We start from the raw sequence: 19159 nt of genomic DNA, 5'->3' as shown, positions 1-19159 counted from the left end.
AGAGGCGCAATAGCGGGAAAAAACACCAGGACAGGCGTGCCCGGAAGGCAGATACAGGTACAGCTACAACAAGGTGCTCAACCCTGCAGAACAAGCTCCGAACCCGCACGCTGCCAGTGACCGGCACCTTGCTCGGCGGAGAAGCGGCGAGAAACCCCCTCGACCGTCAGCAGTGTATTGCCATACTGACGCTGTCGGATGTGAATACGAGCGGCTTCCTTGTCATGATAGCGCCGTTTCAGCCGCTCACTGATGCGCGCCAGGCGCTCGCGGCGACGCTGAAGCACGTTTCGGGTATGATCCAGGCGCCGCCGAGTGTCCTCGTTCGGGGGCGCCATCTCTCCCTGGGCCATTCGCTTCTGCATGGTCTCCAGTTTCCGCAGGTTTTGTCTGCACAGGTCCATTTCGGCGTCCAGCGCACCGCGCAGCCGCCGCTTATGATCCACCACGCCAACCGTAACGTCAGTGGACACCCCGGCTTCACTCCCTAACTGGTTGACCACCACACCGCGCACCGCCTGGGTACTCCCACCAATGAGCGCCCCACGGCCCGAAGGCTGACCCACCAGCACATCGCGTCCGGCATTGACGCGGCTCTGCAAAATATACTCTCGCACATGCAAGTCAGCGCCTGCCTTCAACTGCGCCAGATTCACAAACTTTACGCGGATATCGCCTCTGGCCCACAATCGCGCTTTCAGCTCGTGGGTGCCCTCCCTCGGCCCGGCGACCTCTTCTCCCGCTACACCCCCCAACACCGTGATGCTGCCCCCGGCGCGAAGCGACGCGCTCTCGACCATACCACGAACGCAAATGTCGCCCGTGGCCCGAACCGAAAAGCCGCTGCCCACATCACCAGCCACCTCGACCGAGCCGTCAAATTCCACATTTCCTGACGACACGCCCACGGATTTCAAGCGCAACGTGGGATCCACCCGGACCGTGCAGGCACTGAAAACCGGGTGGCCCCGGATGGAAGACACCAGCAAATTAGGCTCGCTGGCTGACCGCTCAGCGCCATGCCCCGGCGTACCAAAGCTCGCATTCTTGCCCGCCTGGGGCTGGATAGACTGGCCGTAAACATCCACCCCAGGCTCACCTTCTGTCGCGGGAATACGACGCAGCAGCGGCGCGCCGGGCTCCACGACGACAAAATCGTGCAAGTGCTGCAAATCCACCCGGCCTTTTTCGTCTTCCCGCAAGGCGAGATTTTCCGCACTGGTCACCAGCACCTCAAACCGGGCATCCTGCCCCGGCCGGGGAGGCCGACCGCGCGCTATCGTTACCGCCGAAGCCTCTCCAGACTGAACGGCACTCTGTAGGGCATCGGTGAGCACGCATTTGGAAGCTATTCCCTGGGCTTCCAGCGCGGCCACTAAAGCCTCAACCGTCATCGACTCTCCACCCCAGGCAGGTTCCAGCGTCATAGAGACTTCCTGCCGATCACCGCTAACCTCCCAATGGACGCGAGCATTCCGGCGCTCGGCCAGTACCCACTCACCTGCCTCACCCTGGTTGGCTCTAAGAACCATTGGCTCCAGTGCCTCATCGGGGGCGTAAAACGCTCCATATCCCGCTTTTGAGAGATGATCACGCAGTGCTTCGAGCGTCAGCGCCGGAGCGTGTGCCGAAGGCGTCAGTCGCCCGTAAACCAGCGCCGACGTTTCATCGAAACGCAAAGACACCGAGCAGGAAGAGCAGTGGGAAGTCGGGGCGCGATCAGCCCCGGAGGCTGAGCCGCTGGAAGACGGCGCCTCTTGACGGGATGGCGAACCCTCAGAGTGAGAGGACGCACCAGATGGTTTCGAGATATTATTGTCGCCCATATCAACAATCGTAGCACACAATCGGGCGAGTGTCGGTTTTTGTTACACCGGTTAGCGATGTGGCCGAAACTCACTGAACCGTATCCCCACCAATCGCAACGACACCGCGTAAGCTGCCAGCCCCGCTGCGCAGACCACCACCAGCCGCCAGCCACGCTGCCACCAGTGCCAGTCGTACCAACCGGACCACAGGAAAAGCACGCCCAGCAACACCAGCACCATCACAAGGTTGGCCACCCCCAGGCGCAGCAACCGTCGCCCCCAGCCAGGTTCACCCTGATAAATGCCGCGCCGACGCAGCCCACGGTACAGCAGAAAGGCGTTCAGGTACGCCGATACAGCGGTCGCCAACGCCAGCCCCACATGGCCAATATTGAACCAGACGTACAGCGGCACCACGAACAAGAGGTTCAGGCCCATATTCGCCACCATGGCGTAGATTCCGATGCGCACGGGCGTTTTCATGTCCTGCCTTGCGAAATAGCCCGGCGCCAACACTTTGATCAGCATAAAAGCCAACAACCCCAGCGCATAGGCCCGCAAACTCAGGGCGGCCATTCCCATATCCTGTACCGTCGTCTCGCCGTACTGAAACAACGTTAAAAGGATGGGTTCCGCCAATATCACCAGCGCCAGGCTGGCAGGCAACGCCAGCACCAATACACTGCGCATCGCCCAGTCCAGTGTCCGGCTAAAGGACGCCGGATCTTCAGCCGCGTGCTGACGCGACAGGCTCGGTGTGATCACCGTCGCCAGCGCTACACCGAATACCCCCAGCGGCAGCTCGACGAGACGATCCGAATAATAGAGCCAGGAGACGCTGCCCGTTGGCAGAAACGAAGCGAGCACAGTATCCAGCAGCAGATTAATTTGACTGACCGACACCCCAAACAGCGCGGGCGCCATCAACCATAAAATCCGCTTTACACCGGGATCTTTCCAGTCTATTCGCGGGGCGGGAAGCAGGTGAATGCGCTTCAGGAAGGGCAGTTGAAACAGCAACTGTACAATCCCGGCCACCGTCACTCCCCACGCCAGCGCGTAAGCCGGCGTTTCCACCCAGCGGGTCGCCATCAGGGCCGCCAGAATCAGGCTGAGGTTGAGCAGTACGGGCGTAAACGCCGGAATGGCGAACCGGTCATAGCTGTTCAGAATGGCACCGGCGAAACCGGTGAGGGAAATCAGCAACAAGTAAGGGAAGGTCACTCTCACCATATCCACGGTGAGTGCGTACTTGTCCGGGTCTTGCAGCCAGAAACCCGGTGCAAACAACGCCGTCAGCACGGGCGCCCCAACCACCGCCAGCAGCGTGACCGAGACCAGCACCGATCCCAGACAACCCGCCACCCGATCCACCAGCGCCTTAACGGCCTCCTGGGACCCTTTCTGCCGGTACTCGGACAGCACCGGCACAAACGCCTGCGCGAACGCCCCCTCCGCAAACAGGCGACGCATGAAGTTCGGGATCTTGAACGCCACGAAAAACGCGTCAGCGCCTGCACCGGCGCCGATTACCCGGGCAAACACCATATCCCGCACCAGCCCCAGTATCCGGGACAACATCGTAAAGGCACTCACCAAAGATCCGGAGCGCAGGAGGCTTGGCGCTTTTGGCGCCGTTGAGTGTTCGGGTTCGGTCACAGTCCTTCCCAGCCAATCAATACAACAGCCGCATTATCCACACTCCCCGCGTCGAGATACAGCCTTAGCGATCAGCCCCCTGATCCGGCGTGGCATTTGAGCATGGCACATTTTATTGAAAAGCAAAATGATAAATATTATCATTAGCAACAATTTGTTAAGCAGAGGAACAATCAATGTTTAAGAAGTCTTTGATATCCACTGCCCTGCTGGCCGCCAGCCACAGCTGGGCACAATCCCCCTCACCCGTCGCCGATGAAGTTCTGGTGACCGGCCGGGCCCAGACGATTTACCAGGTGTCCGAGTCTTCCGTCTCTACTCGTTTGAGTGCCGACCTCACACGAGTGCCAGCCTCCGTTCAGGTGCTCAACAAGGAACTGATTCTGGATCAGGGCGCCCGGGACGCACGCGACCTGTACCGCAGCATCAGCGGCGTCAGCTTCTTCAGCTACTCCGGGGTTACCTTTCGCGGCTTCCGGCAGGATGAAGTGCTCTATGACGGCCTGCGCGGCGACCCCTATGCAGGCTTCACCGTTCCGCGACTGTTCGGCATCGAGCAAGTGGAAGTCCTTAAAGGCCCCAGCGGTGCCGTGTACGGTGCCGGCCAACCCGGCGGGCTGATCAACTACAACACCAGCCAGGCCTCTCTAGAGAACCGCGCCCAGGCCCAGATACTCGCGGGCAATTACAACCTGACCGGTGTCAACTTCGAAGCAACGGGAGCCTTCGGAGGCAGTGATCTCGGTTACCGGGTGGCCATGCTGAAGGAAACCGAAGATCCGTTCAGAACCAATACCACCAACGACAATGATCAGGGCGATATCGGACTCGTGTGGGAACCCTCCAGCGATACCAGAGCACAGATCAAGTACTCTTTTGTCGACCAGACCCTTGGCGGTAATCGACTGCGCGGCGTGCCCATCGATCAGAGCGGACACTTTCTGGTAGACACCGCCTGGAACCACAACGAACCCACCGACTTTCTTTCTCTGGAAGCGGATATTCTGTACGGTCGCCTGCAACACCGATTCAACGACCAGTGGAGTCTCGATATGGCCGCCCGGTGGTACGACAATCAGGAAAAGCAGAACTACCACGAGCCTCGCGGCCTGTATGACTCCAACGGTGATGGCGTCGAGGACATGATGAGCCGACAATTCCGCTACCAAATTAGAGATAACGAAGGCCTGTCCGCTTACGCTAACCTTCTCACCCAGTTCCATACCGGAGGCGTGGAACATGAATTTCTTGTCGGAGCGGAGGTGTTTGACCAAAAGGACAACTTCAAAGCCAAGCGCGGCGACCCGATTGAAAGTGAAGAAGGCGGCGTGGTTCCACCCCTGAGCCTTTACAATCCAATATATGGTCAGACGCATCGTTCCCAATACGCTCTCGACAGACCATGGGAAAACGACGACACGAGTTCCCAGACACAGTCAGGCATTTACATTCAGGATTTAATTCGCGCGTCCGACAGCTGGGACTTCCTGGCAAGCCTGCGTTACACACACTTTGATAATGAGAGCAGCACTGCTGAAACATTCAGCGACGACGCGTTAACCTACCGCCTGGGCACTGTGTATCATATTAACGAACAACTCAATCTGTACGCCAGCGTCAGCGAAGGGTTTGTTCCACAAGATATTTCTCAGCAAACCTCACGAACAGGCGGCCCATTCGAGCCCGAAGAAAGTGAACAATTTGAAATCGGTGCAAAATTGGAACTATTCGGAGGAAGAGCCAGGCTGAATGTGGCGGCGTATGAGATCGAACGCAGCAACGTATTGCAAGCGGATCCCACCGATCCTGATGGAGAAAGGCAAAGTGCCCTCGGACGAGTCCGCAGTCGCGGTGCCGAGCTGGACTTGAGTGCCGATTTGCTACGCCACTGGACCATGACCTTAAACTACGGCTATAACCGAACCAAAGTCCTGGAAGACAGCGATGGCATTACCAACGCCACCAACGGCGAGTTTGCCAATACCCCCGACCACCAACTGGGGCTGTGGACACGGTACGATTTCCTGTCGATCAACTCCGCTATTGCATTCGGGGCCGAATACAAAGGGAAGCAAATCAGTATCGATGGCGCTCCTGTGCCCGACTACACCGTTTTCGACGCCAGTTGGCAGAGCCAGATAGACCAGTGGAAACTGCAAGTGAATGTGAAAAACCTCTTTGATAAAACCTACGCGGAAAGTGGTTTTATTTTCCGCACCGGCCACTTTCCCGGCGAACCTCGCCGCGTCATTGTCAGCCTGACCCGGGAATTCTGAGGTGGCCCGAACGGGGACGGATAAAAAAAGCGGGCGCCGCCGCTGGTTCAGCCTCCACTCCTGGGTGGGGCTGAAGCTGAGCCTGCTGCTCTTTTTCGTCAGTCTCACCGGCACCCTGGCGGTGTACGCCTATGAAATCGACTGGCTGTTTACACCCGGCATGCGCGTGGACGCGCCGGCCGGGGCAGAGCACCAGCCCGTAGGCACGCTGATCGCTGCGGCCATTCAGTACCGGCCGGACTGGACGCCCACCTACCTTTACGCCAACCCTCCCGGCTATATGGCGGCGGAAGTACTGGCGAACGATGAAGAAGGTGGCTTACAGCGCCTGTACATTAACCCTTATACCGGAGAGGTGCAGGGCACGGCGGGCTGGTTTAACGTCCATCGTTTTCTTCGCCAGGCACACCGGCATTTGATGTTGCCGCTGCAATGGGGGATCACCATTGTCAGCCTGCTCAGCATTCCCCTGTTGCTGTCGATGATTTCCGCCTTCCCCATTTTCAAACGCTGGTGGAAAGGTTTTTCCAAAATACCCAAAAAGGGAGCCCCACCGCGCCGCTGGTGGGGCGACTTGCATCGCTGGCTCGGTGTCTGGAGCCTGCCGTTCATCCTGGTCATAGGCCTGACCGGGTTGTGGTATCTGGTCGAGCGTTGGGGCGGCAGTGCCCCCTCCAGTGCTGGCGCCCTGGTGCAAATCCCGGAAACCCGTGCGATGCCCACCGATGCCGATACACTCAGTCGTAACCTCGAGCGCGCACTCGCCCAGTGGCCAGGATACCGGGTGGACAGTGTGCGCTTTCTGGGAGACAACAAACCGCTGATTATCCAAGGCCAGGACCGTGCACTTCTGGTCAGGCCCCGGGCCAATCTGTTGCTGGTAGATCCGGCCAGCGGTGACATACTCGACCGCCTTCGCGGCGAACAGTTAAGCGCTCATCAGCGTATCGCCGAGGCCGCTGATCCCCTGCACTTCGGCACCTTTGGCGGTCAGTTCACGCGATTTCTCTGGTTTGTGTTCGGCGCAATGCTGTGCCTGCTCAGCGCCAGCGGTGTCTGGATTTATGCCCTGCGCCTTTGCGGCGCACCCGGCAAGCGCCGACCATCAGGGGACGCGCCCCAATCAGCGCGTCGTCCACAACGTCCTCGCTCCCGCTGGGGCGTGATCTGGCGTGGGCAAACGCTAGGCTGGCTGCAGGCTGGCCTGATCGCGGCGTGCTTTGTACTGACCGGTCTCGCCCTTTGGAGTTGACATTTCACCGACAGACCAATACTGTATAAAAAAACAGTAATGACCCAGGAGGTAACCATGGCTGTAGTCGCCGTTTGGAAATGTGATCGGGATGGCAAGATGTTCGACGATAAAAAAGCCGCGGAAGCGCACGATAAAATGCTGGAGTTGGCCGCCAATATTACCCAGTTAATCGAGGCCAAGGTGGACGGCATTAGCGAAGCTTACAGCGAGGCCATCGGTCTTCTACTGGCCGAACGCAGCGACCAGCTGGCCAAAGCCTGCAAAGGCAAGCCGGAAGTGTTGCTGGAAGCCTCTGACACGGACCAGGAAGAAAATGTCACTCCACTGGCGGCCCATCAGTAACCAGGTGTTCGTTGAGGGAGGCTCACGGCCTCAAGGACGAGCCGATGACTCAATATTTCCTGCCCGTCCCGCGACGCCCTGACATCCAACACCGCACGCGCTCCGTATCCATGGCGAGATACCCGTCACATCAAATCTGGCGAGTAACGACTTTATTATCGGAGCCCTAATGAAAGCGTTGGTCTTTTCCCTGTTTAGCGCCGTGCTAAGCGGCTGCGTCTCTCACACAAACGCGCCAGACAGGACGTACCCTTTGCCAGACCACGAATGGCGGGTAACACGGGATGTGGTCTTCACCCCCGCCGACTGGCCTAAACCCTTGAAAGCCGACATATACACGCCTTTCTCGAAAGGGCCTCATCCGACCGTCATGACGGTTCACGGCGGAGGCTTACGCCAGCGCCTCCCCGGTGACGCATATTTCGGACAGGGCGCCGCCGTTTTTTGTCTACCACGGTACTCTCGACACGCTGGTGCCGACCAGTCAGGTGCCGATCACGCCGCCATCATCCTTGGTAATCACTACCGTGGTTGAACGCGGGCGGGTTTTGCCATCGCTGGCCGGATAGCTCCGCGCCGGGTGCTGCACATTAATCCAGAGGGTCTTGCCATCTGGCGTGCCAGTGATACCGGTAATCTCACAGCCCACCGGGCCGTTCAAGAAGCGACGCACTTCGCGAGTGACCGGATCGGCGCACAGCAGCTGGTTCATCCCCATTGCGTCGTACACCGCATTACTGTCATTGAAATCGGTCTCAATCCAGAGCCGACCTTCCCGATCAAACCACAGGCCATCGGGACAGGCAAATACATCACCTTGTATGGTGCCGTAGCGATGGTAGGTTTTGTAGGACTCCCCAGCCGGTGGTGTTTCTCCCGCCAGTAAAAACAGTTCCCAGTGGAAACGTCGCGCCGCCGGGTGCGACTCGTCTTCCCGCCAACGCAAAATCTGGCCGTGCGCGTTGATCGGCCGCGGGTTCGCCGGATTCAGCGGTTGCGCCGGGTTCACCGCCCGCTCCAGGTTGTTCGTCAGGGAGACATAACCGTCCCCGGTGTGCGGATTCACGGCCGTCCATTCGGGCCGGTCCATCGGGGTGGCTCCCACCGCATCGGCGGCACTGCGCAAATTGATCAACACGTCCGCCTGATCGCGAAACCCATCGGCCTCCGTCAGGCCCGGCTCTCCCCACACCAGCGGCTTCCATTCGCCCTCTCCGCCTTCGCGATAAATGGCCACGTAAACGGTGCCCTTATCGAGCAGGTTTCGGTTGGCCCGGGGGTTATCGGGATCAAAACGCCCTTCGGGCACGAATTTATAGACGTACTCGCCGCGCGTATCGTCCCCGGAGTAAAACGCCATGTGTCCGTCATCGTGTACATAGCAAGTGGCCCCTTCACGGACCAGACGGCCAAAGGCCGTGCGTTTGATCGGCTTGGCACTCGGATCAAACGGGTCCACTTCCACCAGCCAGCCAAAACGGTTGGGTTCGTTCACGTAGCCATGGTGCGGCTGATCCGGTTGCGGCGTGACATCAAAGCGCGGGTCGGCGCTTTCCCAGAAGTTGTAATGGCTGTTGGCACCCGCCGCAATACCGTAGCGGTGGTGCTCACGGCGCTGCTGGTGATCGTCCGCATCGCGATTGGCAAAATAATTTTTCCAGTTTTCTTCGGCAATCAGATAGGTCCCCCAGGGTGTCACCCCCATGGAGCAGTTATTCAGTGTGCCCAGCACTTCCCGCCCCGCCGGGTCGTCCATGGTTTTCATGGCGTCAGCGCCAGCGCAGGGGCCACTGATGGTCATGGGCGTGTACGCCGTCAGGCGACGGTTATACCGTGAAGGAAAAACGCGCTGCCATTGCCCATCATCGCCTTTACGGATTTCAATGATGCTCAGCCCGTGTGCAGCCTGTTCTTTGCGCACCTCATCGGCCGGACGGATTTTACGCCCCTCGCCATCGAGCGTGACGGTGGGTCCATCGGGGTGCAAGGTGTCGTTGATGTATTCGTGATTGATCACCAACAAACCATGCTGATCGGGAGCGTCCGGGAAGGGGAAGTAGTGCATGCCATCGTGGTTCTGACCCGCCTGTCGCGCCTGCTCTTCCCAGGTATTATCGGCGTTGGTATGCCAGGGCGCTGCGCCTTCTTCCACAGCATCCCCCCAACTGAAAAACGGGCGGGCGGTATAACCTTCCGCCACTCTGACGCCATCAAAGTTCGGATCCTGCTCGACCGGCACCGACTGAAAGCCAATCAGCGGGCGTGGACTGTCCATAAACGGAGCCCGAACTCCAGCCCCGGTGGAGCACGCCGTCAGCACTGGCGCGGCCAGATGGCCTGCCAACAACCCCAGACCGCCTTTGAGCACACGCCGACGGGACTGACCGACCCGGTTCAGGTCTTGGCGAGAGGACGGGTTCACCGGCACATCGTCAATGTCCGGTGCACCCGGAATCGGATTCACATTAACCATCGTGGGCTACCTCACTATTTACCAGCCATTTGACCGGGGATGCTCAAACACTTTCATGACAGGGTAATGACATTCCCGGGGCAGCTTGCCAACTGGGGCGGACAGGCGCCTCAGGAACGTGCATGTAAAGCCAATACCCGCTCCCATAAATCATTGGTCCAACGCGCCAGCTCCGGAATAAAGGGATGCCGCACCAGCGTTGGATCCAGACACCAGCGATCAATATCCGGGTGTCCGACGGCAGCATATTCCCAGTCGATCAGATACAGCCGATCCTCGTTTTCCAGAATGTTTTCCGGAATCAGATCGTGATGGGTCAAGACGGGCACCCAGTCGCTCTCGTCAAATTCGCGCAGCGCCGGGCGAAAATCGGCCCATTGTTTCTTCAGCGATGCCTCCAACGCCCCGGCCGCCTCCAACTGTCGCCAATAATGATCCAAATAGTCCGTATAGCGACGGCGTGGCGTGTCCGGCCGGAGCTGGTGGACGACCCCCAGCGCTTCCAGCAGTCGACGGCGTTGTGTCTCACTCTGGAAGTCCCTGGCACTCCAGGTGCGGGCATTCACATGGCGAAAGACGGTAAAGTCGTGCGCCGGGGACCAATAACAGGCACCTCGGCTCAAGCCCGCCGAAGCTACCGTTTCCAGAATCACCGCTTCGCTCTCCCGACGAATACCCAACTGTTCGGCACGAGGGTTATTTAGCCGCAGCAATAAATCAAAGCGCAGGCCCGGGGCGCGCAGTTGATAGCTGCGATTGGTTCGCCCACCCGGCACTCGTGCCACCACTTCCGGGCGAGCGGTCAGGGGCAACTCCCAATCCGGCCAGGTATCAAGCGCAGCTTGCAAAAGAGGACAACGGTTACACACGCTGGGCAGCCTTTTCCCGATGCTGGTAATCACGGTAGCGGTAATCACGATACCAGGCGCGCCACCCAAACACGGAGATCACGAGATAGCTGCCCATTAACAGCGCCGTCAGGTACAGCTCCCGGTCCACCAGTACCACGATGGCGGTACTATTGATGACCATCCAGTACAACCAGTTTTCGAGCACTTTGCGGGCCACCATAAACGTTGTGACGACCGCCGCCCAGGTCGTAAACGAATCGACATAGGGCCAGGCGGCTTCGGTAAAGTACGTCAGCCAGGTACCCGTGGCGGCGCTGACCACGAGCACGGACACAATAACGGCCAGGTGCTGATACCAGGGCCAGGTGCGCACGGGCAACTCAGTGTCACCTTTACCACCGTGTCTCCACTGCCACCAGCCATAAGCCGCCATAACCATGTAGTACACGTTCAAGCCCGCCTCCATTAACAGGCTGACATTCCAGTACAACAGGGTATAAATCGCCGTGCTGGCAAAACCACAGTACCAGCACAGCGGATTCTGCCGGACGGCCAGAACCAGATACCCAACGGCGAGTATGACCGCAACCAGTTCCCACCCCCACCACTGAGCCCAGGTGTCGGTGATTTGCAGTGCAATGTCCGTCATCAACTCAGCGCTCTCATGAATTCAGCGCTTCGTAGTCGGGCAGGAATTTGGCCACAAACACCGCTTTACCAAACTGCTCGTAGCTGTACTTCAATCCGTCTCGCAACACATCCATCACGCGCTCGTAATCGCCCGTCACAATGGTGCAGGTCGGCACGGTCTGGATGCGCAATCCGTCCTGGCGGTTGAGCCAGTCGATAAACCCTTGGATCGGCGGAATATAATCGCCATTGAAGGGATACATACTGATTTCCACAGAAAGCTTCATACGGTTAACCTCGGCCATCTTCATCAGTGTCGGCGCGTGCGCCTGGCGTTACGTCAGAATCGTAACGTTGCATCCAGACCCACAATACGCGGCTCGCCAAACTGGTAATAGGGTTTGGTGGCGTAACCATCGCGCGGATCGTTGCCGAACGCCCCAAAGCCGCGAGTCTCCACAGTTTCATCGGTCAGGTTACGCCCCCACAGGGCCACTTCCCAGCGGTCAGCCTGGTAACCCACCCGCAGGTTGAGCAGCTCGTACGCATCGGATTGCGCTTCGTGACGGCTGGAAAAGTAGAAGCCGTCTTTACCTTCCACTTCTACTCGTGCGTACCAGTGCTCCGTCAACTGCAAGTGGGTACCCACCGCAAACTGATAACTCGGGGCATGAGGCATGTCGTGGCCACTCAAATCGTAGGGCACACCGTTCTCGGGGTCAGCATCGGCGTGCACAAAACTTTGGAAGTTATCAAACTCGCTGTCAATCAAACCCAGGCTGGCGAAGACGCGGGTCATCGAATTAATCTGGGCGTTGACTTCCAGCTCCAGGCCCCGAGCGTTGCCCGCGGCGGCATTGGTGGTGTAATCGGTGAAGTTACAGGGACACTCTTCACCGGCAATGGGAGCGACCCGGGATTGTTTGGTCTGCACATCGTCGCGGTCCTGGTAAAACAGTGCGATGCGGGTTTGCAAGGCGCCATCGAAGGCATCGCCCTTCCAACCCAGTTCATAGTTCCACAGGGTTTCGGTGTCGAATTCGCGGTCATTGACCGGCAGCGTCTGGCTACTGTTGAAACCACCGGCCTTGAATCCCCGGGAGGCCAATCCATACCAGAGCTGGCCCCTCGCATCCCGATATTCCAGTGCAAGCTTTCCGCCCCACATATCTTCCGACGGGTTGAACACAGAACCATCGCTGTCCGCATAGTCCGCGTCGCGCGATTCATACCTCAGACCGGACACCAGCGTCCAGCGCTCGGCCAAGGGTATCCCCAACTGGCCATACAGGGCGCGGCTTTCGGTGCTGAACTCACTGGAAAAACCCTCTGACAGGTAGGTGTACTGGCGTAACAGATCCTCGTTCTGGTCGCGGTAATAGGCACCCGCGACCCAGTCCAGCTCACCCTCGGCACTGTTGGAAACCAGGCGCAGATCCACGGTGGTATTGTCGTTGTCCCGCACGTAGTTATCGAAGGAGTTAAAGCCTTCGTCGACACACTCGAAATCTTCACAGATGGAGGGATAGGCCCAGTCCTCATCGTACCCATACTCCAGATCAGAGCGCGCATGGCTCAGCAGGGCCACCAGGTCATAGGCGGACGAGGCTTGCCACTGCACTTTGACCGAACCGGCCTGGGTTTGCTGGCGATCGTGACCGGGCTGGTCGGATAAGGTCGTGCGGGTGTTATCGAGGGAGAAGCCGTCGTAACCGTTGTCGATGTCCAGGTACAGGCCGGTCACATCCAGCGTCAATCGCTCGCTGGGCTGCCAGCGGATTTTGCCTCTCACGGTCTGTTCATCAATGCTGGCGTTGTCGTCGGTGTTTAGCCAGGCATTGTCCTGATAGCCATCACTGAGTGTCGTGCCCACGGCCAGTCTGTATCCGAGCGTATCGGACAGCGGACCGCTGACCACCGCACTCGCGGTGCGCGTACTGTATTCCGCCACACCGACGGACACCTGGCCCTCGGTCACCTCCGTGGGATTTCCAGAGACCATGTTGATCAGCCCCGCCATGGCATTGGCGCCGTATAAGGTGCCCTGGGGGCCACGCAGTACTTCTACCTGTTGAATATCCAGCGTAGTCGCACCGCCGCCAATGCCGGTCATATCAATGCCATCGACGATCAGCCCCACGGAGGGGTTGATCGGCTCCACGAACTGGCTGCGCTCACCGATCCCGCGAATCTGGAAAAAGCGCCCCCGGGAGGCACCGGTGGAGAAATTAACGTTCGGAGCCGTATTCAACACTTCCGCCAAGTGTACAGCGCTGCGCTGCTCAATGGTTTCAGCGTCAATTACGGTGGTACTGGCCGCCAGGTCCAGCAGGCCCGTAGGCCTGAAATCCGCTGTTACCAATATATCTTCCACGGTGGACGGCGCATTCTGTGCCTGAACAAGGCCCGCCAGCATCGCGGCGGCCAATGCGGTCAGCGTCAAGGGTGTTTTGGTCATGAGTAGAGTCTCCAAGTATTTGATCAATGGAGACCCGGTATGCGAGCGGGAGTATTGGAACGCTTGTTGTCGACGCTGGCAGCAGATACTGCCAGGCTTCGCGAGCGAGCCAGTGTGGGACACTGGCGGGGGTTCCTCTTCCTATCCCTACGCCGGCATTAACCGGATCAGGTTCAACGGGTCCGCTTCGTCACCGAAACGTCTCAGGCCAGGGGCCTCCCCGAGGAATGGGCGGATTCTAACGCGTTTGCTCCCGTTCACCAAGGCTTAACTGTCTCTGCCTAAAGCTGAAAACGACTCACCAGCGTATTGAGCTCCACCGCCAGTTTGGACAGCTCTTCCGCCGACGCACTGGTCTGGTTGGCGCCCGCCGCCGAACGGGTGGCGATATCGCTGATTTTCAGTAAGTTGCGATCAACCTCCCTCGCCACCGTGGCCTGCTCTTCGGAAGCGCTGGCAATTACCTGGTTGCGATCACTGATTCGGGTAATACCATTGGCGATTCGCTCCAGTGCTTCCCCGGCCGCTTTGGCAATATCCAGAGTCGCGGTCGCACGGTCCCAGCTTTCTTCCATCGACGACACGGCGGTTTTGGTGCCCGACTGGATGCTGGTGACGATACTGCCGATCTCTTTGGTGGAGCTTTGCGTGCGATGTGCCAGCGCCCGAACTTCATCCGCCACCACGGCGAACCCTCGACCCGCCTCGCCCGCACGTGCCGCTTCAATGGCCGCGTTCAGCGCCAGTAAATTGGTTTGTTCGGCAATCGCGACAATGACATCCATAACCTTGCCAATATCACTCGCCTGGTCCGCCAATTCATTCACCGAGCTGGAGGTGCGCTTGATCTCGGCGGTCATATGCTGAATCGCTTCCACGGTTTCCACCACGCGGGCACGACCGGTTTCCGCATCCTCCGCCGAGGTGACCGAGGCTTCAGAGGTTTCTGTCGCATTGCGCGCGACATCTTCCACAGCCGCCGTCATTTCATTCACCGCGCTGGCCGCTTGTTGCACCTCATCCGTCTGCTCCTGAAGACTGCGAGAAGCGTCCTCTGCGACTGAGCTGAGTTCCTCGGTGGCCGACGCCAGCTGAGTGGATGAGTTGGAAATCTGGCTGATCGCACTGCGCAGGTTTTCCCGCATCACCGCCAGCGCCTCAAGCAATCGGGCTGGCTCATCCCGGCCTGCGGACTCAATATTACTCGTCAGGTCACCGCCGGCGATGGTTTGTGCCGCGCTCAATGCCGTGCTCAACGGACGCACGACGCTGCGGCTGATCATCAACGCCATCAAGGCGGCCAGAAGAACCGCGCCGCCCAGCAATATCAAAATCAATAACCGACTGTCTTTAAACGTCTGGTCGGCTACACCAGCCGCCGTGCGCGAGGCCTCCTGATTGAATTCTGCCAGTTGCAGCAGTACTTCGGCCATTTCATCCGCTGCCGAGCTGAGTTCGCCATTGATAACGCTCATGGCCTGATCGAAATCGCCGACCTCCGACAGTTGTACCACTCGTTCGGCGCCTTGATTGTAGCGCTCCTGGGCGGTTTTGAATGTCTGGTATAGACGCTCCTCCTCCGGAGACCTCGGAAGCGGCTCATAATAAGCCTGAGCCTCGGTAACCCTGGCCCGCACCTCCTCCATTCGTTGCACATTGTGTTCGAACCTGAGCGGGTCACGGTCGCCGGCCACCCGCAACACAAAGACCCGGTAGCGCATCACACTGGTCCCCAAATCCCCCACTGCCCGAATACTGGGCAACCAGTTTCGGTTGATGTCGTTAGAGGCGCCCTCCATGCGGCTCATGCCATACAGTGATCCCCCACCCAGACCGACTAAAAAGACGATCAATACCCCAAAAGCCACGGCCAACCGTGGTCCGATATTTAACGCACGTAAAAACATAGCCGCCTCTCCAATGTCAGGCTCATGTGATTCCCTGCTGCTGATCCAGTCGATCACTGGTTCCCGGTCGGGAATGATCGCACCTCCCGCAGCAACTTCCGTTGTATGCGCTTGCCAGCCGGTACCCCTCACATCCGTCTATACGACAATGCACTTGAGTGCCAAAATATCTTATTTTCGTATGACACAGACGGTTTATCGGCGCGCGGCCTGGAAAGTTGAGGCCCGATGCCTGCTCTGGTGTACACTAACGTTTCCGATCAGCCTTTCGGGCCCGATCACGGCATCTCCTTACCAAAGAACCCATTGCCAGAGAATCAACGGAGTTCACTATGCGAAAGATCCGCTGGGGCGTGCTCAGCACGGCTAATATCGGTCGGAAGAAAGTCCTTCCCGCCATTCAGGCCTCCGAGCGTGGCGAGTTGGTCGCCGTCGCCTCACGTTCCGCCGACAACGCCCGGGCGTTTGCCGATGAGCTGGGAATTGCCAAGTCCTACGGCAGCTACGAACAATTGTTGGCCGACCCGGACATCGATGCCATCTACAACCCTCTGCCTAACCATTTGCACGTGCCCATGAGTGTCAAGGCTTTGGAGGCGGGGAAGCATGTGCTCTGTGAAAAACCCATCAGCCTGGACACCGATGACCTGCAGGCGCTGAAACGGGCGGCCAAAGCCAACCCCACACTGAAAGTCATGGAAGCCTTCATGTACCGCTTCCACCCCCAGTGGGCCATGATTCAGCAGTGGCTCGAACAGGGTGTGCTGGGGCAGATACGCCACTATGCGGCGTTTTTCAGCTACAACAACCGCGACGAAGACAATATCCGCAACCTGCCGGAAATCGGCGGTGGCGGCCTTATGGATATCGGCTGCTATGGCATATCGTCGGCACGCTTTGTCTATGGTGCCGAGCCGGTCCGTGTGATCGGCAGCGTACAACCGCTGGCGGGCTACAATGTCGATTGCCTGACCTCTGCCATCATGGAATTTCCGGATGGTACGGCCTCTTTCACGGTCACGACCAAAACCGAACACACACAATGGGCTGAGTTGCACGGCGAAAAGGGGCTGGTACGCCTGGAGCGCCCCTTCAACCCGGAACTGGGATGGGAGAACCGGGTAACACGCATCATCAATGGGAAGGTAGAAACCTTTACCTTCCCCGAGCACGAACAATACCAATTGATGGTGGATGCGTTCGCACAAAGTATTCAGGATGGCACCCCCAGCCCGACACCCTTGTGGGATGCCGAGGCCAACATGCGCGTTATTGATGCCCTGTTCAACAGCCAGGAAGAGGGTCGCTGGGTAACTTTGGATTGAGGTACAACACCATGCAGAAAATCGTCGTAGTCGGTGGCGGAGCGGGAGGTTTGGAGCTGGTGACCAAGCTGGGACGAAAGCTCGGTCGCCGGAAAAAGGCCGAGGTCATTCTTGTAGACCGCAACCCGACACATTTGTGGAAACCACTGCTGCATGAACTCGCCGTGGGCACCATGGATGAAGGCAATGACGCAGTCAGCTATCGCGCCCACGCCTATGCCAACGGCTTCCATTTCCGAATCGGCAGCCTGATGGATATTGACCGGGCCCAGCGACAAGTCGTATTGGCCCCCGTGATGGACGATGAAGGTGTGGAATTTATTCCTTCCACACGCATTGACTACGACTATTTGGTGATTGCCCTGGGATCGGTCTCCAACGATTTCAACACCCCTGGAGTCTCCGACCACTGCATCTTTCTTGACAGTCCGAAGCAGGCCCAGCGTTTTCGCAACAAGCTGCTGAACCGTTTCCTGCGTATTCAACGCGTGCGGGAGGAGTCAGACCATGTGCGCATTGCCATTGTCGGCGGCGGCGCCACCGGAGTTGAGCTCTCGGCCGAACTGCACCATGCCGTCACTGAATTTCACAACTACGGCTTCAATGCCGTCACCAACGAGCACCTGCACGTTACCCTGCTGGAGGCTGGTGACCGTATTCTTCCGGCACTGCCCGAGCGTATTTCGGCGGCCGCCACCCGGGAACTCTCCCGCATCGGGGTAAAGGTGCGCACCAATACGATGATTACTTCGGCCAGCAAGGATGGCCTGCACACCAAGGATGGCGACCTGGTCGAAGCAGACCTGATGGTCTGGGCAGCAGGCATTAAAGTTCCGGACTTTATGGCCGGAATCGGCGGACTGGAGACCAATCGTATCAATCAGATCAAGGTTAACCGGCAACTTCAAACGACTGAAGACAAGCACATTTTTGCGATTGGGGATTGTGCAGAATGTATTCAGGAAGACGGGAAACGAGTGCCTCCACGCGCACAGTCCGCCCATCAGATGGCCGATGTGTGCTACCACAACCTGACGGCCTCCATCAAAGGAAAGCCGCTCAAGGCCTATCAGTACCGTGATCACGGCTCACTCATTTCCCTGGCCAATTATTCGACCGTGGGAAGTTTGATGGGCAACCTGACTGGGGGCAGCTTGTTTATTGAAGGGCGTATGGCGCGGATGGTTTATATCTCGCTGTACCGCATGCATCAGATGGCCGTACACGGCCTTATAAAAACCGGCTTGCTGATGCTTTCCGGGAAAATCAACCGCTGGCTGCGGCCGCGCCTGAAACTTCACTGACAGGCCTATTACCCCTCGCCCCTGCTCCCAAGAGAATCTGAAGATCAAGGAAAACCGGCTGCCCTCAGGCAGCCGGCGGATCGGCGCGCGGAATTATGAACAAAGATCAACAGGTAGATGCTTTACTGCGGGTAATGCAATACCGCCACATAACGCATGCGTTTTGCTTCGCCATTGGCCATGCCGGGGATAAACCGTGAGCTTTCGAGCGCTTTTTCCACGGCACGCGCATCGCGTTTGTACCCGCTGTGCGTCTCCAGCCCGTGGGCGGTCACCACTCTGCCGCTTTCGGTGACCCACGCCAATACTCGCGTCAGCTCGCCCTCATCACTGAAAAAGGGCTGGCCACTGCTCCGTGTATCACGACGATACAAACCGTACCAGTTGGTATCATCCAGACGCTCTTGAGGCGCTGAGTATTGATACCCAAAGTCGCCCTGCATGTGTCCGAGGTTCGGCAACAACATAACCGGCGGCTGACCCGACCGGTCCGCATAGACCACACGGAACACCATTCGAACAGGGACTGGCTTACCGTCGATTTTCGCCGGTATCATACGACGACCCGCCATGGCTTCCTCTACCTGATCACGCAAGGTTCTGAATCCTTCTCGCTCATAACAGGATACATTGCGCGTGAGACCATCGGCGCCGACGTCCGCCTGACAATAAACGGCGGCTACCGGTGTGTTGTCATCCAGCGCGGGGCTTTCGACCGCCGCTTCCAGATAAGGCAGGACATTTTCCCCAAAACCCGCAGGCTGGTATTGCTCGGCCACTGCGCTGCCCACTGAACCCAGGCCCAGCGCAATCAAAACGCTGACTACGACATTTTTCATGCTCTTATCCTCTTTTTCTCATTGGCACGGAA

The 19159-nt window shown here is 58.4% G+C and carries 14 protein-coding genes and 1 riboswitch; of the genes, 5 read left to right on the top strand and 9 right to left on the bottom strand.

Annotation, left to right across the window (positions count from 1 at the left end; genetic code table 11):
• Positions 1-77: 77 nt before the first annotated feature.
• Positions 78-1826, bottom strand: coding sequence for a DUF342 domain-containing protein (locus tag ACQCLF_RS14780; RefSeq protein WP_426988637.1), 1749 nt, complete (start codon positions 1824-1826; stop codon positions 78-80).
• Between the two features lie 51 nt (positions 1827-1877).
• Entirely contained in the window at positions 1878-3467 is a 1590-nt protein-coding gene (gene murJ, locus ACQCLF_RS14775; protein ID WP_426988635.1) for a murein biosynthesis integral membrane protein MurJ, read from the bottom strand.
• Between the two features lie 176 nt (positions 3468-3643).
• On the opposite strand from murJ, the gene ACQCLF_RS14770 reads away from it, so the two are divergent.
• Genes ACQCLF_RS14770 through ACQCLF_RS14760 form a run of 3 tightly spaced genes read left to right on the top strand, consistent with a single transcriptional unit; the run spans position 3644 to position 7340 of the window.
• The gene (locus ACQCLF_RS14770; protein WP_426988633.1) at positions 3644-5743 is read left to right on the top strand and encodes a TonB-dependent siderophore receptor; all 2100 of its coding nucleotides are present in this window, start codon (positions 3644-3646) and stop codon (positions 5741-5743) included.
• 1 nt (position 5744) lies between these two features.
• On the top strand, positions 5745-6995 hold the full coding sequence (locus tag ACQCLF_RS14765) for a PepSY-associated TM helix domain-containing protein (protein ID WP_426988631.1): 1251 nt from the start codon (positions 5745-5747) through the stop codon (positions 6993-6995).
• A gap of 57 nt (positions 6996-7052) precedes the next feature.
• Positions 7053-7340, top strand: a complete 288-nt coding sequence (locus ACQCLF_RS14760) for a YebG family protein (protein ID WP_426988629.1) — start codon at positions 7053-7055, stop codon at positions 7338-7340.
• 484 nt (positions 7341-7824) lie between these two features.
• Here the strand turns inward: ACQCLF_RS14760 and ACQCLF_RS14755 are convergent, their stop codons facing one another.
• The 6 genes from ACQCLF_RS14755 to ACQCLF_RS14730 form a co-directional block, all read right to left on the bottom strand.
• A complete protein-coding gene (locus tag ACQCLF_RS14755; protein ID WP_426988627.1) occupies positions 7825-9813 on the bottom strand; it encodes a PhoX family protein in 1989 nt (662 codons plus the stop codon).
• Between the two features lie 110 nt (positions 9814-9923).
• Positions 9924-10661, bottom strand: coding sequence for a phosphotransferase (locus ACQCLF_RS14750; protein ID WP_426988625.1), 738 nt, complete (start codon positions 10659-10661; stop codon positions 9924-9926).
• A gap of 13 nt (positions 10662-10674) precedes the next feature.
• The gene (pnuC, locus tag ACQCLF_RS14745) at positions 10675-11313 is read right to left on the bottom strand and encodes a nicotinamide riboside transporter PnuC (RefSeq protein ID WP_426988623.1); all 639 of its coding nucleotides are present in this window, start codon (positions 11311-11313) and stop codon (positions 10675-10677) included.
• A gap of 13 nt (positions 11314-11326) precedes the next feature.
• Positions 11327-11581, bottom strand: a complete 255-nt coding sequence (locus tag ACQCLF_RS14740) for a hypothetical protein (protein ID WP_426988621.1) — start codon at positions 11579-11581, stop codon at positions 11327-11329.
• A 53-nt stretch (positions 11582-11634) separates the two neighbouring features.
• Complete coding sequence (locus ACQCLF_RS14735; RefSeq protein ID WP_426988619.1) at positions 11635-13752, bottom strand: TonB-dependent receptor; 2118 nt, start codon at positions 13750-13752, stop codon at positions 11635-11637.
• A 126-nt stretch (positions 13753-13878) separates the two neighbouring features.
• Positions 13879-13985: riboswitch (TPP riboswitch) on the bottom strand.
• 48 nt (positions 13986-14033) lie between these two features.
• Positions 14034-15659 carry a HAMP domain-containing methyl-accepting chemotaxis protein gene (locus ACQCLF_RS14730; protein WP_426988617.1) on the bottom strand — a complete coding sequence of 542 codons (1626 nt, stop codon included), beginning with the start codon at positions 15657-15659 and terminating at the stop codon, positions 14034-14036.
• Positions 15660-15991: 332 nt separating this feature from the next.
• On the opposite strand from ACQCLF_RS14730, the gene ACQCLF_RS14725 reads away from it, so the two are divergent.
• Together ACQCLF_RS14725 and ACQCLF_RS14720 are read left to right on the top strand one after the other, a co-directional pair.
• Positions 15992-16984, top strand: a complete 993-nt coding sequence (locus ACQCLF_RS14725; protein ID WP_426988615.1) for a Gfo/Idh/MocA family protein — start codon at positions 15992-15994, stop codon at positions 16982-16984.
• A gap of 11 nt (positions 16985-16995) precedes the next feature.
• The gene (locus ACQCLF_RS14720) at positions 16996-18288 is read left to right on the top strand and encodes an NAD(P)/FAD-dependent oxidoreductase (protein ID WP_426988613.1); all 1293 of its coding nucleotides are present in this window, start codon (positions 16996-16998) and stop codon (positions 18286-18288) included.
• 122 nt (positions 18289-18410) lie between these two features.
• On the opposite strand, the gene ACQCLF_RS14715 is transcribed toward ACQCLF_RS14720, so the two are convergent.
• Positions 18411-19127, bottom strand: a complete 717-nt coding sequence (locus tag ACQCLF_RS14715) for a hypothetical protein (RefSeq protein WP_426988611.1) — start codon at positions 19125-19127, stop codon at positions 18411-18413.
• Between the last annotated feature and the right edge of the window lie 32 nt (positions 19128-19159).

This window comes from Marinimicrobium sp. ARAG 43.8, assembly GCF_050113635.1.
Classification (GTDB): domain Bacteria; phylum Pseudomonadota; class Gammaproteobacteria; order Pseudomonadales; family Cellvibrionaceae; genus Marinimicrobium.
The sequence above is the reverse complement of the archived record's forward strand: the minus strand, read 5'-3'. Positions and strand labels throughout refer to the sequence as shown.

Coding starts and splice junctions, on each gene's coding strand:
- ACQCLF_RS14780 (WP_426988637.1), bottom strand. CDS start 1,826: ATGGGCGACAATAATATCTCGAAACCATCTGGTGCGTCCTCTCACTCT.
- ACQCLF_RS14770 (WP_426988633.1), top strand. CDS start 3,644: ATGTTTAAGAAGTCTTTGATATCCACTGCCCTGCTGGCCGCCAGCCAC.
- ACQCLF_RS14760 (WP_426988629.1), top strand. CDS start 7,053: ATGGCTGTAGTCGCCGTTTGGAAATGTGATCGGGATGGCAAGATGTTC.
- ACQCLF_RS14755 (WP_426988627.1), bottom strand. CDS start 9,813: ATGGTTAATGTGAATCCGATTCCGGGTGCACCGGACATTGACGATGTG.
- pnuC (WP_426988623.1), bottom strand. CDS start 11,313: ATGACGGACATTGCACTGCAAATCACCGACACCTGGGCTCAGTGGTGG.
- ACQCLF_RS14740 (WP_426988621.1), bottom strand. CDS start 11,581: ATGAAGCTTTCTGTGGAAATCAGTATGTATCCCTTCAATGGCGATTAT.
- ACQCLF_RS14735 (WP_426988619.1), bottom strand. CDS start 13,752: ATGACCAAAACACCCTTGACGCTGACCGCATTGGCCGCCGCGATGCTG.
- ACQCLF_RS14730 (WP_426988617.1), bottom strand. CDS start 15,659: ATGTTTTTACGTGCGTTAAATATCGGACCACGGTTGGCCGTGGCTTTT.
- ACQCLF_RS14725 (WP_426988615.1), top strand. CDS start 15,992: ATGCGAAAGATCCGCTGGGGCGTGCTCAGCACGGCTAATATCGGTCGG.
- ACQCLF_RS14720 (WP_426988613.1), top strand. CDS start 16,996: ATGCAGAAAATCGTCGTAGTCGGTGGCGGAGCGGGAGGTTTGGAGCTG.
- ACQCLF_RS14715 (WP_426988611.1), bottom strand. CDS start 19,127: ATGAAAAATGTCGTAGTCAGCGTTTTGATTGCGCTGGGCCTGGGTTCA.